Raw genomic sequence first — 14899 nt, 5'->3', positions numbered from 1 at the left:
ACGTCGGCTTGCCCGCGGCGCGCCCGGCCCTGCTATCCAAGCCCCTCGTACGGCTCGGCGGGCGCCACGACGGGCCGGACGTCCTTGACGTCGATGAACGGGATGATGCCGCCGTTGACCGGGTCCTTGGCTTGTTCGGCGGTGTAGGCGCCGGTGACCTCGAGCCACGAGTCGGGCTGCAGCACCGGCGGAATCTGCCCATCCAGTCCGACCTTGACGGGCTGGGCGTCGGCCGCGCAGCAGTTGAGCACCATCCGGACCAGGTACGGCGCGCCGGCGTTGTCGAAGGCGACGAAGCCGGTGATCGTGACGGTCCGGCCGCCGAGGGAACGTCCGTGGTCGTAGACCGCACGGGCCGCGTAGTCGTTCACGCCGAGCTGGACCGGGTTGCTGACCGGGAGGTCGCGGAAGGCGAACGGTGGCGCCAACGCCGTGCCGGTGCGCATGGCGCTGTAGGCGCCCAACGCCGGTGGCGCCGCCAAGACGAGCGCGAACGGATCAGGCTTTGGCCGCCAACTGTTCCATGATGTGGGCAGTTCAGCCGGTGACGTGCCGCCACGAAGATCGGCATGAACACCGGGGTGTCAAAACCCACGAGGTGATACTCCGGACCGGCCGACGAAGTGTCCGCGGCCGCGCTGGGTGTGGTCGTCGGCGAGTCGGGCGCAGTGCACGACGTTAAGCACCCGCCGGTCCCGACGGGTTCACCGCGGCGCTGATCGTCGCATCGTGACCGTCGGCATGGCGACGGTCCACGTCGCGCCGTCCGGTCCGGTCACCGCGATCGGCTCCGGTTGCAGGGTGACGGGTTCTTCGAAGGTCAGCTCGACCTTGCTGGACGCAGCGGTCAGGCTGGCGCCTTCGGCGGGTGAGCTCGACGTCAGCTCGGCGCGCACGGACGCCGGCCGGCGAAGGCCAGGACGCCGGCAAACGAGTGGTCGTTCGAACGACCGGAAAAGGTCCCGCGGTCCTACCGGGAGGTCCGGCTCAGCGAAGAGCGGCCAGGACGTAGTCGTCACCGTACTGCCAGACGGTCCCGACCTCGGCGAAGCCCGCCTCACGCAGCAGCGTCCCGTGTGCCTGCGGGCTGAGCCGGTTGCCGTACCCGGTCGACGTGCCGCCGAGCTCGTCGCCGGTGAAGACGGCCCGCAGGTCCGGGTCGTCGGCAGCCGCGGCCCACCAGCTCTTCCAGTCCTCGTTCGCCTCCACGCCCACCCGCGTGGCCCGGCGGTCCTTGATCGCCTCGGCGAGGTCGCGGACACCCGGCTGGTCGTCGTACAGGTGGTCGCCGTTGACCAGGGCACCGCCGGGCCGCAGGACTCCGGCGAGGTCCCGGTAGACGCCGGCCAGCCGCTCGGGCCGCAGCCAGTGCAACGCCGTCGTCGACACAGCAGCGTCGACAGCGCCCTCCAGGAGCCAGCCGTCGTCACCGAGGCCGACGTGGAGGTACTCGATCTTCGCGTCGGCTGGGACGGACGCGCGGGCGAGCGCGAGCAGGAACGGGTCGTTGTCGATCCCGACGACCCGCGCGTGCGGCAGGCGCCCGGCGAGCCGGGTCGCCAGGGAACCGGGCCCACAGCCGAGGTCGAGCACCACCGGCTCGGCGACGTCCCGGGTGACGTGTTCGACGACGTCGATCAGCACGTGGAACCGTTCCTCGCGGTCGGCGATGTAGCGCTCCTGCTGCGCGTCCCACCGCCGGACCCACTTTTCCGCCAGTTTCCCGTCCACCCGGCCTCCCTCCGTGATCTTGATCCTGTGTAGCACACGGGAACCATGGGCTACCGTGTGTCCGACAACTGAAACAAGGCACCCAGTCGGGGGAAGCCGGTGTGAATCCGGCGCTGTCCCGCAACCGTGAACGGCCGTGGCCGTGAGCCGGAATGCCCGCCGGGTGCCTGCCAACCCCAACTGTCGTGGAGTGCGGAGCGGGGTCCCGTTTCAGCGCCACGCGCGCCCGGGACAGTGCTCGATGTCCCGGAGGTCCTCATGTCGCGTCACCCGTTCACCCGCAGAGGGCTGCTCGCCGGCTCCCTCGGCCTCGCCGCGTTGGCCGCCTGCGGTACCGGCCAATCCTCCTCGAACCGGCTGCGCGTCGCGTTCTCGGCAGGCGGTTCGAAGGAAACCCTCGACCCCGCACTGGTTTCCCTGTTCGTCGACCAGGCCCGGGCCAAGGCGCTGTTCGACACCCTCGCCGCCTACAACGCCGACACGTCGTTGCGGCCGCGCCTCGCCGAGTCCTGGGAGAGCGACGCGACCGGGAAGCGCTGGCACATCCGCCTGCGGCAAGCGTCCTTTCACGACGGACGCGCGGTCACCGCCGACGACGTCCTCTACAGCTTCCGCCGCATCGCCGATCCCACACTGGCTTCGTCGTCACGGCAGTACTTCGTGAAGGTCGACTTCGGCCTCAGCAGAGCGATCTCGCCGACGGAACTCGAACTGGTGCTGACCGCGCCCGACTTCGAGTTCCCGGCCGGCTGGGCCGCACCCGGCGCCGAGATCATCCCCGCGGGGACGACGAACTTCGGCGCGCCGGTCGGATCGGGTCCGTTCCGGTTCGTCTCCTTCACTCCCGGCGGACCGGCGGTCTTCCGGAAGTGGGAGTCTCATTGGGACGGCGCACCGACCGTCGACGAGCTGGAGTTCGTTCCGGTCAACGACGAGACCGCGCGCGTGAACGCCCTGCTGTCCGGCCAGGTCGACTACGCGCACGACCTGGCGGCCGGCACGGCGGCACGGCTCGCGAACGACAACCGCGTCGCCCTGCTGGAAGCCAAGGGCACCACGATGCAAGGGCTGATCCTGCGGCTCACCCAACCGCCGTTCGCCGACCCGCGGCTCCTGCGCGCGGTCCTGTCCGGTGTGGACCGTGACGCCCTGAACCGGGTGGCGCTCGCCGGGCGCGGCGAGATCGGAAACGACCTGTTCGGCAAGGGGCTTCGCGGCTACGCCACCGGAATCCCGCAACGGACGCGCGACGTCGACCTGGCACGGTCGCTCGTCCGGGAAGCCGGTGCCGAAACCCTCGCGTTCGCCATCGAGACCAGCGACGTCGACCCCGGCTTCCCGACGGCGGCAACGCTGATCTCCCAGCAGCTGAAGGACATCGGCCTCAACGTCACTCCGAACACGCGCGCGTCGAGCACCTACTTCACCGAAACGAAGACCAAGGGCGTCGCCGCGCTCACCCGCACCGCCACGCTACCGGTTGCGACGTTCCTCAACCAACGCTTCCGCACCGGCGGCTCCAACAACATCAACGGGTTCACCTCGCCGGAGTTCGACGCGCTCATGGACCGCGCCGCGGCGACGGCGGACGAACCCGCGCGGCTGGGGCTGCTGGCCGACGCCCAGCGCATCGTCCACGACCGCGGCGGCCTGCTGGCCTGGGGCTTCAGCACCTGGACGATCGCTGCATCGAAGCGTGTGTCCGGGCTGGTCACCGCTCCCCCGAACACCTTCGACTGGGCCCGGTTCGACCGCGCCCGCCTTTCCTGACGTGCTGCCCTACACCGTGCGGCGGCTGGGATTCGCCGTGGTGCAGGCCGTCGTCGTCCTGGTGGCGACGTTCGGCGTCACGGCGCTGCTGCCCGGCGACGCGGCCTCGATCGTGCTCGGCGAGCAGGCCACCGACGACCAGCTGGCCCAGGTCCGCCACCAGCTGGGCCTCGACCAGCCGGTGCTCGACCTCTTCGGGCACTGGCTGGGCGGCCTGGTCACCGGCGACCTCGGCCGCTCGCTGGTCACCGGAGCGCCGGTGACCGACGAGCTGACCCGACGCTTCGCGGCGACGGCGTTGCTCGCCGCGGTGACCCTGCTCGTCCTGGTGCCACTGGCGTTGTTCGTCGGCGTGACGAGCGGGCTGCAGGAAGGATCGCGGGCCGACCGGTGGCTCACGACCGTCACGGTCTTCCTGCACGCGATCCCCGAGTTCGTGCTGGGCATGCTGCTGCTGGCGGGCTTCGCCGTCTACATCGGACTGCTGCCCGCGACCGCGGCCGGGATGACCGGCACCGAGCTGGCCGGCCGTCCGGAAGTGCTGGTGCTGCCGGTCGCGGTGCTCGTGGCTCGGCAGCTGTGCGACATCGCCCGGCAGCTGCGGATCGGCGTCGCCGAGCAGAATGCCGGGCCGGTCGCCGAACACCTGCGGCTGCTGGGTCTGCGCGAACGGACGGTAGTGCTGCGTCACCTGCTGCCGGGTGCCGCCGCCCCCGCGGTCCAGCAGCTCGCCCGCGCGGTCGAGGGGCTGCTGACCGGCACGGTCATCGTCGAGTCCCTCTTCGCGATCACCGGCCTGGGCACGGGGTTCGTCGAGGCGGTGCAGAACCGGGACATCCCGCAGGTGCAGGCGTACGTCCTGGTGTTCGCCGGGGTCGTCGTGCTGGGCAACCTCGCCGCGGACCTCGTCGCGCACCGGCTCACCCCGCGCCGGGAGCTGGTGACCTGGTGACCCGCTGGTTCCTGCTCGGCGTGCCGTTGCTGATCGCCCTGGCCGGGCCTCTGCTCGCCGGCCCGGTCGAGTCGGTCGCGGCGCCGTGGCAGCCGCCGGACGGGGCGCATCCCCTGGGTACCGATGTCCTCGGCCGCGACGCGCTGACCGTGCTGCTGTCCGGTGGGTTGCCGGTGATCGGCATGACCGTCGCCGCGCTCGCGCTCGCCTACCTGATCGGGGTTCCGCTCGGCCTGCTCGCCGCCGGTCGACGACGGCTCGTCGACGACGCCGTCATGCGCTCGCTCGACCTCCTCCTGGCGTTCCCCTCGCTGCTGGTGCTGATGGTGCTCGCGGCGACCGGCCACCGCGGGCCCGCCGTGCTCGTCCCGGCCGTCGCGGTCCTCCAGCTGCCGATGGTCACCCGCTTGGCGCGGACCGCGGCGCTCGCACCGGGCTGCCGCACCGCCGTCGAGGCGCTTTACCTGCAGGGGCAGCCGTGGTGGCGAGTGCAGTTCGGCTACGTCGCCCGGCACGTGACCGGTCCGATGGTGACCGACGCCGGCACCCGCCTCGGCGTGGTGCTCTACCTGCTGGCGTCGGCGAACTTCCTCGGCCTCGGCCTGCCGGCCGACTCACCGGACTGGGCCGTCGTCATCGAACGCAACAGCGAAGCGCTCTACACCCAGCCCGCGCTCGTCTTGGTGCCCGCCGTGCTGCTGATGGCCTTGTGCGTCGGGACGAACCTCGTCGCCGACCGATTCCTCGGCCGCCGGGAGACGCTGTGACCGTCCTGGACATCACCGGCCTGTCCGCCCGCTCCGGCGACACGCTTCTGCTGGACGACATCACGCTGAGCCTCGAGCCGGGCCGGGTGCTCGTGGTGCTCGGCGCGTCCGGCGCGGGCAAGACCACGCTCGGCCTGGCCGCCGTCGGCCGGTCCCACCCCGGCGTCGAGCTGACCGGCTCGACCGGCCCGGTTGCCCGCGCCGGTCACCTCCCCCAGCAACCGGCCGCCGTCCTGGATCCCGTCCGCCGGTGCGGCCCGGTCCTCGCCGAGCTGGCCTCGGTACGGCACCACGGCCGCGCGGCCCGTCTGGCTGCGGCCCGCGCGGCACTCGCGGACGCCGGGCTCGAGCAGTGCCTCTGGCGGCGGTTCCCACACCAGCTGTCGGGCGGTCAGCAGCAACGCATGGCCCTGGCGACAACGCTGGTCACCCGCCCGCGCGTCCTGGTCCTCGACGAACCCACCACCGGCCTCGACCCCGAAGCCCGGTCGGCGCTCACCCGCCGGCTACGGCACCTGGCCGACGACGGCACCGCGCTGTTGGTCCTCACCCACGACCTGGTGCTGGCCCGGGCCATCGCCGACGACATCGCCGTGCTGCACGACGGTCGCGTGATCGAAACCGGCAGCGCGGACGCCGTGCTGACCCATCCCGTGGATCCACGGACCCGCGCACTGCTCACCGAGAACAGCCCGGCTCCCGGTGCACCGGCTCCCTCAACCCCGGTGCTGACGGTCCGCGGGCTCACCGTCCGCGCCGGGCGCACGGCGTTGATCGAGGACGTCCACCTCGACCTCGGGGCGGGCACCCGGACCGCACTCGTCGGCGTCTCCGGCGCGGGCAAGACGACGCTCGCCCGCGCGATCGCCGGGTTGGCCCCCTTGGCGGCCGGAACGATCGAGCTCGACGGCGTCGAGCTGCCCGCGCGGATCCGTCGGCGCACGAAGGCCCAGCTGCGCGCCGTCCAGTACGTCCACCAGGACAGCCGGGCGTCCTTCGACGAGTTCCGCGACGTCCTGGACCAGGTCGCCGACACCGCCCGGCTCCTCCGCGGAGTCACTCGGGAGACCGCCCGCACCGAGGCCCGCGAAACGTTGACGTCGCTGGGAATAGACGCCGCCGACCGCCGACCCGGTCAGCTCTCCGGCGGCCAGCTGCAGCGCTGCGCCATGGCTCGCGCGCTCGTCGCCCACCCGCGGGTCCTGATCTGCGACGAGGTGACATCGGCCCTCGACACGGCCGCCCGCGCGCTGGTCCTCGACGCCCTCATCACTGCGATCTCCGACGACGGCACAGCGGTCCTGATGATCAGCCACGACCACACGCTGCTGTCCGCGGCGACCGACCGCACGATCACGATGACCGACGGGCGCATCACCTCCGGCAGCGATTCCGCTACGGCAGCGTTCACCGAGAAGCGGCCGCCGGCGTTCCGGCACTGGTGACCGGACCACACCGGGTGGTGTCCCACTCCGCGTGTTCGCCCGAACGCGAATTTCACTCATGGTGGCGTCCCCACCTGCGGATTCCCCACCTCTGTCCCGGCCCCACCTGGCTACGCACCTCCCGCTGAAGGACGGTGGGACTACGGGAACGGAGCCGGGAGACGAGGACGGTAATGCGTGCCAGCCACCACATCGAGCGAAGAACGAGCACGAGACCGGTGTGGGAGGACAGCGCCGCGATCGACGAGCTTTGCTCGGAGCTGCTCCGGTCGCTGCCGAGGGTCGATCAACGGATCAAGGGCGCGCGATACGTCCGAGGGCTGCTCCGCACTCCCGGGCGCAAGACGATGCGGAACATCGCCGCCGAGCTCGGCGGCAACGCAACGGAGCAGACCGTCCACCACTTCATCAGCGGTTCCACCTGGAATTGGGAGCCCGTCCGGCAGGCCCTGGCCGGCCACGTGCTGCGGCAGGCACGCCCGCAGGCGTGGGTACTCCGGCCGATCGCGATCCCCAAAGGCGGGCGCCACTCCGTCGGTGTGGGCCGGCGGTTCGAGCCGACGGCCGGGCAGGTACTGGACGGCCAGCACGCGGCCGGGGTGTGGGCGGTCTCCGAGCGGGCCACCGCTCCGGTCAACTGGCGCCTGCACCTGCCGAAAGCCTGGGTGGAAGACCGCGATCGGCGACTACGCGCGAGCATTCCCGACAGCACCTGCGTGGAACCGCTTTCCGGGTGCACGGTGAGCGCGTTCACGGCGGTCGCGAAGCCGTGGTCCCTGCCGGATCTGCCCGTTGTCTTCGACGCGCGGGAAGCGGACGCCGAATCCGCGATCCGGCGGCTGCGCGCGCTCGGCAGCCCGGTGCTCGCACGGATCGACAGCGATCTGCCCATCGTGGTGACCGACCCGGCGCTGCCCGCCCACAGTCCCCACCCGATTCCCGTGACCGCCGTTCTCGCCTCGGCCGCACACCTCAGCCGCGGCAGCGTCTTGCCCGGACCCGGACGCCCTCTTCGCTCCGGCCGGAGCCGGATCACCACCACGAGAGTGCGGGTGAGGATGCCGGCCGCGAGCGGGGGCGGCGACCTGATGCTGCTGGGCATCGGCGGTCCGGACGGCCGACCCGAGCAGGTGTGGCTGACCGACCTGGTCGCCTCCCCCACGGCCGACCTCCTGCGCCTCTCGCGCTTCGTCGACCGAGTCGACCGGGACGTCGCGTCGATCGCGACGCCGGTCGGCATTCGCGACTACGTCGGCCGCTCCTTCGGCGGCTGGCACCGCCATGCCACGCTCGTGTCGATCGCCCACACGATTCGCGCGCTGGGCACGGACCCCGTTCTCCGCAAAGAGCCCGCTTCCACGTCTCGGCGCCGCCCGTAAGGTCACCGCGGAATACTTCCGTTCGAGCGACAGGAATACAGCTCGGAACCGCGCAGTGACCGGTCGCGCGAAAGGCCGCAGCTCCTCCCCTGAACAGCCCAGCGGTACGGCCGGATCGACGGCATCTGCCACCCGAACGGGTCAATATTCCCGGTGTAGCATGGAACGCCGGGGAGCGCGATCAGGGGTGGGCCCGAGCGCTGGAGCCGTCGCGCGGGCTCGGCCGGGCACCGGAATTGGGGGAACGGCAGACTGATGTCCGCTGATCGAATCGAGGAAGATCCGAGCGCGACCGAGGCGGACCAGGTTCACCACGCCTCACCGGAACGGAGTGTGCTGAACTCGCTGGGGGACCTCACCGGAATTGCCGGGGAGAATGTCCGGAACCTCGAAAACATCACCGCGACGGCCGTGGAACTGAACGATCGGCTTTCCGCGTTGGAAACCGGCCTCCGCCGGTCCCGGCGCCTCAACGAAGAGCACGCCGAGATCCTCGACGAAGTGCTCGCCGAGCCCGACCTCGACGGCGTGGCCAAGCAGGTGGCGCGGCGGATCCACGGCGACGTCGTGATCTGCGGCCCCGACGGAGCCGTGTTGTCGGCGTCGGGTGAGCAACTGCACGAGATCGAGAAGACCGTGGCGGCCGGCGCGGTGGCCGCGCACACCGACCGCCGGCCCGTGTGGCTGGCCGACGCCCGGCTGGCGATCCCCGTCGTGGCCGGGAACGAAGGCGTCGGCACCATCGTCGCCCGGCCCGGCGGTACCGAGCAGATCGATCAAGAGCGCTGGCGGATGTTCGCCCAGGCGGCCGCGGTCGCGTTCCTGCTGCAGCGGAGAACCGGCACCGCCCGCGACGGGCAGCATCGTGACGAGCTGCTCGACGACGTTCTGGCCCGCGTGCCGATTCCCCCTGCCCAGCTCGACCGCCGCGCCCGCCGGCTCGGCATCAACCTCCGCGAGCCCTATCTCGTGGTGATCGCACGCCCGGAAGAGAAATCGCAAGGCCGGTTGCTGATCTGGGCATCGTCGTTCACCCACCGGTCCGGCGGGCTCCGAAGCATGCGGGACGGGACGGCCGTTCTGGTTGTCCCCGGCACCGACGCGAGCGCGACGGCACGGATGGTCCGGGACGAGCTGACGGCACTTCTCGACACGCCGGTGACCGTCGGTGCCGCGGGGCCGGCCTCCGACCCCACCTCAATCCTGCCCGAGTACCGGCAAGCGAACCGCTGCCTCGACGCGATCACCGCTCTCGGCGGCGCGGGGACCGCCGCCTCGACCCGGGAGCTGGGATTCGTCGGCCTCCTGCTTTCGGACACTCCGGACATCGACGACTTCGTTCAGAGCACCATCGGGCCGGTACTGCGCTACGACGACGAGCGCCACACCCGTCTGCTCGAGACGCTGACCGCATACTTCGGTGCAGGCGGCAGCCCCACCTACGCTGCCGACCGGTTGTACGTCCACCCGAACACGGTCGCACGGCGCCTCGAACGTGTCGCGGACCTCCTCGGCGACGACTGGCAGAAGCCGGAGCGGGTGGTCGACCTGCAGCTCGCTCTGCGGATCCAGCGAATCCGCACCCTGATGGCCCAGCGCTCCGAAGACGCCGAGAAGGCTGTTTTCCACGCTGGTCATGGCTGACCTGACAAACTGCCGCACGTGCAGTCGCACGGCCGTTCGGATCCGACGTAGTGTTTCCTCATCGCCATTGACCATTACGAGCGGCGTCCGGGTATTCGCCGGACGCTTGGGGGCGAAAAGTGGAATCCACCACGGACGGGAAATCCCTGGTTCTGGGCTGTGCGTCCACCGGCGCCAAGTTCACGCCGGCCAACCACCGCCTCACCGGGGATGCACTCCTGGACGAAATCTGCAGCGGCGGCACCATCAAGACGTCGCCGTCGGCGCTGCTCGCCGAAGCAGAAGCGTTGCACGGCATGGGATGCCGGTACTACCACTACCACGCGAGGAATCGGAGGACCCACGAGCAGACGACCAGCAACGAGGTCTACCAGAAAATCAGCCAGGAGCTGCAGCGACGGTGCCCGCAACTCCTGATCAGCTTCGGTGCGAGCCGAAACGGCGCCGAGGTCCGGGAAAGCATCGCCCGCTTCGGGGAATGGGAGCGCGTCAGCCAGTGCGGGCTTCCCCTGCACCTCGGTGGGGCACACTTCGTCACCATTCAATCCGCGGTCGAACTGCAGCTCATGTGCGAACTGGAGCGGCAGTTCGGCGAATGGGTGACCGATGCGGCCGACAGCCCGCGGTTCACGGAGGCGATCCTCGCCTATCAGCCGTCAGACCGGCTGACGGCGTCTCGCCTCGACACCTATTCGACGACCAAGGGCGCCGACTACGGCCGGACTTCCCCGGCCATCCAGTTCGAGGTGTACCGGAGTGCGATCGAGGCGCGCAGCCGGCTGGGTCTCTTCCACGAGGTGGAATGGGTGCAGTTCCCGCGCAGCCAAGCGATGTCGCGTTACGCCGTGGAACACCCGCTGCTGGGCCTCGGGGGCAGCGGGCAGCTGAACGTCACGATCCTCTTCGGGTTCTCCCCGAGACTGCCCTTCCCGCGTACCTACGCGGAGTTCAAGCGAGTCGTGGCCGCGGCGAAAAGTCTCGAGTACGACCTCGCCGAGCCTCATGTCCAGAAACGGCACGTGACGATCACGGTGGGCGCCGCGGTGCTGCCCCAGCAAGCCGCCGCCCATTTCACGCCACTGGACGTCGGGCCGCGAACCGGCCGCCGGATGTGCGCGCTGCGCAGACTGGCCAACTACGCCTGCCGACCTGACAGCGAGGTGGACATCCTGCGGTTCGGCATGGAGGACAGTCCGTACACAGTGGACAGTCAGGGTCGGCTTCGGCCGGCCGGCAACACCGAGCTCGCCGAAGCGGTTGTCGCCGAGATGACGGCGAACGGTGTCCGGGTGGAAACCGACCACCAAGTGGTCTCCGAACGGCTCGGCTTGAACTGGATCAGCCAGAGCGTCCTGCGCGAACAGCGGCGTCGACCACTCGGTCAGCCCGTCGACCGCCCGCTTCAGCCGGCCTGATCCACGACTACACCGGCACGAAAAGGAGAGCCGAGCTCGTCATGCCCTTCCACGACCCCGAGTTCTACGACGACCTCGCCGACACCTATCACCGGATGTACGAGGACTGGTGGGGGTTCGCCGTGCGCTACGCCGAACCCATCGCCGCGGCGCTTGCCGGTGCGGGTGTCGAGCCTCCGGCGGAGGTCCTCGATTGCACGTGCGGCATCGGTACGCAGGCCCTTCCGCTCGCGACCACGGGATACCGGGTCACCGGGTCCGACCTGAGCGGCCGCGCCATCGAGCGAGCCGGCCGGGAAGCCGCCACCCGCGGGCTTGACGTGCACTTAGTGACCAGCGACGTCCGCCGGATCGACGAACAGTTCGAGCGGACCTTCGACGCCGTGATCTCGGGCGCCAACTCCCTGACGCACCTGCTCACCGACCAGGACCTGCGGCGAGCACTGCGGGCCGTCCGCCGCTGCCTGCGCCCGGCAGGCGTGTTCGTCGCGACCATCCGCGACTACGACGAGGTCTTGCGGGACGAGGCTCCGGGGCTGCTTCCCGAGCTGTTCGGCAAAGGCGACGACCGAAGCGTCATCACCCAGGCCTGGGAATGGGCCGAGGATCGGCGGACTCTGACCACGATCCACATCCTGACCATCAAGAGGCGCGGCCGGCCGGGGTGGGACACCACCGTCCGCACTACCGATTACCGCGTCCTGCGGCGTGCCGAGTTCGACGCGGCGTTGTCCGCGACGGGCTTCGGCGACATCCGCTGGCGTTTCCCGGAAGAGACCGGGCACTACCAGCCGATGGTCGTGGCCCGCGTCAATCCCGAATGGACAGAGGAGATCGTTCGTGCCTGAGATCGACGGAATCTGTTTCGACCTGTTCTCGACCCTGGTCCACAAGAAGCCCGGCAATCCGTTCTTCGGGAAGGTGGCCGACGAGCTCGGTCTCGACCTGGCTCGTTGGAAACCGGCGTACGACGAACTCCACGACGACACCATGGCGTCGATCGTCCCGGGCATCGTGGCGCGCGTCGTGTTGTCCGCCAAGGCCGCCGACGTCCGGGTGGCACCGGATGCGGCGGAAGCCGCGGTCCACCGCCATTTCGGAGATTTCGTCGCGAGCATGGAGGTCGACGCGCAGGCGGTGCCGCTGCTCGAACGGCTCCGAACCGGCGGAACGTCACTCGCTCTGGTCACCAACGCCTCCGACCACGCCGAGTGGCTGTTCGACCGGCTCGGTCTCCGCGAGTGCTTCGACGTCACCGTTTTCTCGCACCGGGTCGGCCGCCTGAAGCCCCACCCCGGGATCTACCGGAGCGCGACCGATCGGCTCGGCATCGCCGCTTCGCGGTGCGCGTTCGTCGGTGACGGCCAGCACGACGAACTGCGGGGTGCCCGGGAAGTGGGGATGACCACCGTGCTCGTCGACCGCCGGCTGCCGCACACCGCCGCGGCACGGGCCCACGCCGACTTCGTCGTCCGCGACCTCGACGAGGTCGGCACCGTGCTCGACGGACTCACCGTCTCCCCCGACCTCAACAGCAGGATCTAGAAGGAGAACGCCGACCATGCACTTGATCGACAGCTGCCGCGTAACGGATTCTTCCGGCTGCCACCGCTACGACTTCTGGAACGAGCAGTTCCTCCTCGACGGCAGCCCGCACACCGGCTGGAGCTCGCCCAGCCGCAACGAGTCCCGCACCGAGCACCTCGACTTCGACCTCGGCGGGGTCCGCGTGCCCACGCGCATCCGCCTCCAGCGGAGGCCCGTTCCCGTCATCCGGACCGGTTTCCCGCGCGGGGTCCGGGTGATCGTGCTGCCGGATGACGGCGGGCAGAAGCCGGTGCTGGTCGCCGAAGACGTCGACGTCGAAGCGGGCGCCTGGTTCGAAGGCGATCTCGAACCGGTCGCGACCCGGCGGATCCGGCTGGAGACGTCCGGAGTCGAGATCCGGCCCAGCGGCAAGTACTTCACGCAGCTCATGCAGGTCCAGTTCCTCGAAGGCTGATCACGAACGGAAGGTGTTCAAGAATGACGTTGCGCACGTTCACCGTGCCGACCGAGCCGTGTGCCGACAGCGTGGCACGCAAGCTCGGCGTCTTCGCCAGCGATCGGATGCAGGCGGCGGCATGGCGGCTCGCCCCCGGACAGGACATCTCGGCGCGGATGCACCCCCGCGCCGACGGGCTGGTCGTCGTCTTGGCGGGACGGGGCGAATTCCAGGTCTTCGAGACGGCCGAGCCGGATCCCGCCGGTTGCTACGTCCCCTCGGCCCACTACCCCCTCGACGCACCGCCCAAGCGGCCGTTGCCGGAACCCGGGCGGCACGAGATCGGGCCCGGTTCGGTCGGTGTGGCCCCGGCCGGCCTGTACTACGGGCTGGTCAACACCGGGGACGAGGTCCTCGTGGCCGTCACCGTGACCGCGTCGGACACGAGCGGGACTTCGTGGACGGTGCGCGCCTCGTGACCGAAAACCTGCTGACCCGCACGGAGCGGGCCGAAGACGCCGACGACGCGTGGGTGCTGGAAACGCTGCGCCGCCACGAACCCGCCACGATGCACACCCAGCACCCGGTGGTGTGGCACCACGCCCGCGGCAGCCGGGTCTTCGACCGCCGTGGCCGGTCCTGGCTCGACTGGACGAGCGGGATCCTGACCGCCAACGCCGGGCACGGCCGGGAAGAGGTCGCCGAGGCGATCGCCGGACAAGCCCGCCAAGGTCTGCTGCACGCGTACATGTTCCCGACCGCGGTACGAGCGCGAGTGGTCCGGGCGCTGAGCGAACTCACCGGGTTCCCTCAGTGCGTCCTCTACACCACCGGCGCCGAAGCCGTCGAGGGCGCGTTGAAGATCGCCCGCCGCCATGCGAGGGCGAAGGGCCGCCGCGCCGTCATCGTCACGTTCGACGGTGCTTTCCACGGACGGACCCTAGGCGCCCAGCTGGCGGGCGGGCTCCCGGCCCAGCGCGACTGGGCACCGGAGTGCGACGACGTCTTCGTCCGGGTTCCGTTCCCCGCTGCGGGCGAGCCGTGGAGCCTGGCGGAGTTCGAAGGGGAACTGCACGCCGTCGGCGTCCGGCCCGGCGACGTCGCCTGCGTCATGGGCGAGCTGTACCAGGGGTCGACGCTGCGCGGGCTGGACCCTGCGGCCGCGGTGGCGTTGCGCGAATGGTGCACCCGGACGGGCGCGCTGCTCGTGTTCGACGAGATCCAGTCCGGCTTCGGCCGGACCGGCGCGCTGTTCGCCCACGAGCACACCGGGATCCGACCGGACCTCCTGCTCTGCGCCAAGGGCCTCTCGGGATCGCTGCCGGTGTCCGCGGTCCTCGTCGCGGACCCGCGGTTCACCGAAGGCCTCCGTCCCGGAGAGCTGACGAGCACCCACAGCGGCAATCCCGTCTCGCTCGCCGCCACCGAGGCCAACCTCGCGCTCTTCGCCGACGGACGCCTGGTCGCGCAGGCCGCCGAGCGGGGCCGGCAGCTCGCTGCCGGCCTGGACGGCTGGGCGTCGCGGCGCCCGGATCGCCGACGGGTGGTGGGCGCCTTCGGCATGGTCGCCGGCATCGCGTTCACCACGCCGGACGGAGCACTCGACCCGCCCGCGGCCCGCCGCGTGGTCACCGAATGCGTCGGCAACGGCCTGCTGGTGTGCGTCCCGTCCACGCTGGGCGGCGCCATGGTCAAGATCATGCCGCCGCTCACCACGACCGAGGCCGAACTCGCCGACGGCCTGGCCCTCTTCACCGCGGCTTCCGACGCCGCGCAACGCGACTGACCATTCCACGACGAGGGAGCGCAACG

General features: G+C 70.6%; 15 protein-coding genes and 1 riboswitch. Of the genes, 12 read left to right on the top strand and 3 right to left on the bottom strand.

The annotated features are described in order from the left end of the window. Positions 1 to 32: 32 nt before the first annotated feature. The 3 genes from ACIQWX_RS18660 to ACIQWX_RS18650 all read right to left on the bottom strand — a co-directional run bounded on the left by ACIQWX_RS18660 (position 33) and on the right by ACIQWX_RS18650 (position 1731). Positions 33 to 482, bottom strand: a complete 450-nt coding sequence (locus ACIQWX_RS18660; RefSeq protein WP_400872096.1) for a TIGR03943 family putative permease subunit — start codon at positions 480 to 482, stop codon at positions 33 to 35. 222 nt (positions 483 to 704) lie between these two features. Then, on the bottom strand, positions 705 to 896 hold the full coding sequence (locus ACIQWX_RS18655) for a copper resistance protein CopC (protein ID WP_400872093.1): 192 nt from the start codon (positions 894 to 896) through the stop codon (positions 705 to 707). A 91-nt stretch (positions 897 to 987) separates the two neighbouring features. Next, positions 988 to 1731: a class I SAM-dependent methyltransferase gene (locus tag ACIQWX_RS18650; RefSeq protein WP_400872090.1), complete on the bottom strand. Its 744-nt coding sequence runs from the start codon at positions 1729 to 1731 to the stop codon at positions 988 to 990. A gap of 66 nt (positions 1732 to 1797) precedes the next feature. After that, positions 1798 to 1910, top strand: a riboswitch (cobalamin riboswitch). Positions 1911 to 1989: 79 nt separating this feature from the next. Between ACIQWX_RS18650 and ACIQWX_RS18645 the strand changes: the two genes are divergently transcribed. From ACIQWX_RS18645 to ACIQWX_RS18590, 12 genes are all read left to right on the top strand, one after another. Continuing rightward, positions 1990 to 3501 (top strand): ABC transporter substrate-binding protein, encoded by a 1512-nt coding sequence (locus ACIQWX_RS18645; protein ID WP_400872087.1) that lies wholly within the window; start codon positions 1990 to 1992, stop codon positions 3499 to 3501. Position 3502: 1 nt separating this feature from the next. Beyond that, a complete protein-coding gene (locus ACIQWX_RS18640; RefSeq protein WP_400872084.1) occupies positions 3503 to 4453 on the top strand; it encodes an ABC transporter permease in 951 nt (316 codons plus the stop codon). Beyond that, a complete protein-coding gene (locus ACIQWX_RS18635) occupies positions 4450 to 5220 on the top strand; it encodes an ABC transporter permease (protein ID WP_400872081.1) in 771 nt (256 codons plus the stop codon). Before ACIQWX_RS18640 ends, ACIQWX_RS18635 begins: the two co-directional genes overlap by 4 nt. After that, entirely contained in the window at positions 5217 to 6665 is a 1449-nt protein-coding gene (locus ACIQWX_RS18630; protein WP_400872078.1) for an ABC transporter ATP-binding protein, read from the top strand. The genes ACIQWX_RS18635 and ACIQWX_RS18630 overlap by 4 nt, the downstream gene beginning before the upstream one ends. A gap of 173 nt (positions 6666 to 6838) precedes the next feature. Continuing rightward, on the top strand, positions 6839 to 8044 hold the full coding sequence (locus ACIQWX_RS18625) for an IS701 family transposase (RefSeq protein WP_400872075.1): 1206 nt from the start codon (positions 6839 to 6841) through the stop codon (positions 8042 to 8044). Positions 8045 to 8377: 333 nt separating this feature from the next. Next, entirely contained in the window at positions 8378 to 9688 is a 1311-nt protein-coding gene (locus ACIQWX_RS18620; protein WP_400872073.1) for a PucR family transcriptional regulator, read from the top strand. A gap of 119 nt (positions 9689 to 9807) precedes the next feature. Further along, positions 9808 to 11103: a hypothetical protein gene (locus ACIQWX_RS18615; RefSeq protein WP_400872070.1), complete on the top strand. Its 1296-nt coding sequence runs from the start codon at positions 9808 to 9810 to the stop codon at positions 11101 to 11103. A 41-nt stretch (positions 11104 to 11144) separates the two neighbouring features. Then, the gene (locus tag ACIQWX_RS18610; protein WP_400872068.1) at positions 11145 to 11951 is read left to right on the top strand and encodes a class I SAM-dependent DNA methyltransferase; all 807 of its coding nucleotides are present in this window, start codon (positions 11145 to 11147) and stop codon (positions 11949 to 11951) included. Beyond that, positions 11944 to 12648: an HAD family hydrolase gene (locus ACIQWX_RS18605; protein WP_400872065.1), complete on the top strand. Its 705-nt coding sequence runs from the start codon at positions 11944 to 11946 to the stop codon at positions 12646 to 12648. The genes ACIQWX_RS18610 and ACIQWX_RS18605 overlap by 8 nt, the downstream gene beginning before the upstream one ends. A gap of 16 nt (positions 12649 to 12664) precedes the next feature. Further along, positions 12665 to 13105, top strand: coding sequence for a discoidin domain-containing protein (locus tag ACIQWX_RS18600; protein WP_400872062.1), 441 nt, complete (start codon positions 12665 to 12667; stop codon positions 13103 to 13105). Positions 13106 to 13128: 23 nt separating this feature from the next. Further along, positions 13129 to 13566, top strand: a complete 438-nt coding sequence (locus ACIQWX_RS18595) for a cupin domain-containing protein (protein WP_400872059.1) — start codon at positions 13129 to 13131, stop codon at positions 13564 to 13566. Then, on the top strand, positions 13563 to 14873 hold the full coding sequence (locus ACIQWX_RS18590; protein WP_400872055.1) for an aspartate aminotransferase family protein: 1311 nt from the start codon (positions 13563 to 13565) through the stop codon (positions 14871 to 14873). Before ACIQWX_RS18595 ends, ACIQWX_RS18590 begins: the two co-directional genes overlap by 4 nt. The last annotated feature ends 26 nt before the right edge of the window (positions 14874 to 14899 follow it).

This window comes from Amycolatopsis sp. NPDC098790 (assembly GCF_044759945.1).
GTDB lineage: Bacteria > Actinomycetota > Actinomycetes > Mycobacteriales > Pseudonocardiaceae > Amycolatopsis.
The sequence above is the reverse complement of the archived record's forward strand: the minus strand, read 5'-3'. Positions and strand labels throughout refer to the sequence as shown.

What these genes read in the sequence shown, in the direction of transcription:
- ACIQWX_RS18595 (WP_400872059.1), top strand. Translation starts at nt 13,129, where the DNA reads ATGACGTTGCGCACGTTCACCGTGCCGACCGAGCCGTGTGCCGACAGC.
- ACIQWX_RS18645 (WP_400872087.1), top strand. Translation starts at nt 1,990, where the DNA reads ATGTCGCGTCACCCGTTCACCCGCAGAGGGCTGCTCGCCGGCTCCCTC.
- ACIQWX_RS18610 (WP_400872068.1), top strand. Translation starts at nt 11,145, where the DNA reads ATGCCCTTCCACGACCCCGAGTTCTACGACGACCTCGCCGACACCTAT.
- ACIQWX_RS18600 (WP_400872062.1), top strand. Translation starts at nt 12,665, where the DNA reads ATGCACTTGATCGACAGCTGCCGCGTAACGGATTCTTCCGGCTGCCAC.
- ACIQWX_RS18625 (WP_400872075.1), top strand. Translation starts at nt 6,839, where the DNA reads ATGCGTGCCAGCCACCACATCGAGCGAAGAACGAGCACGAGACCGGTG.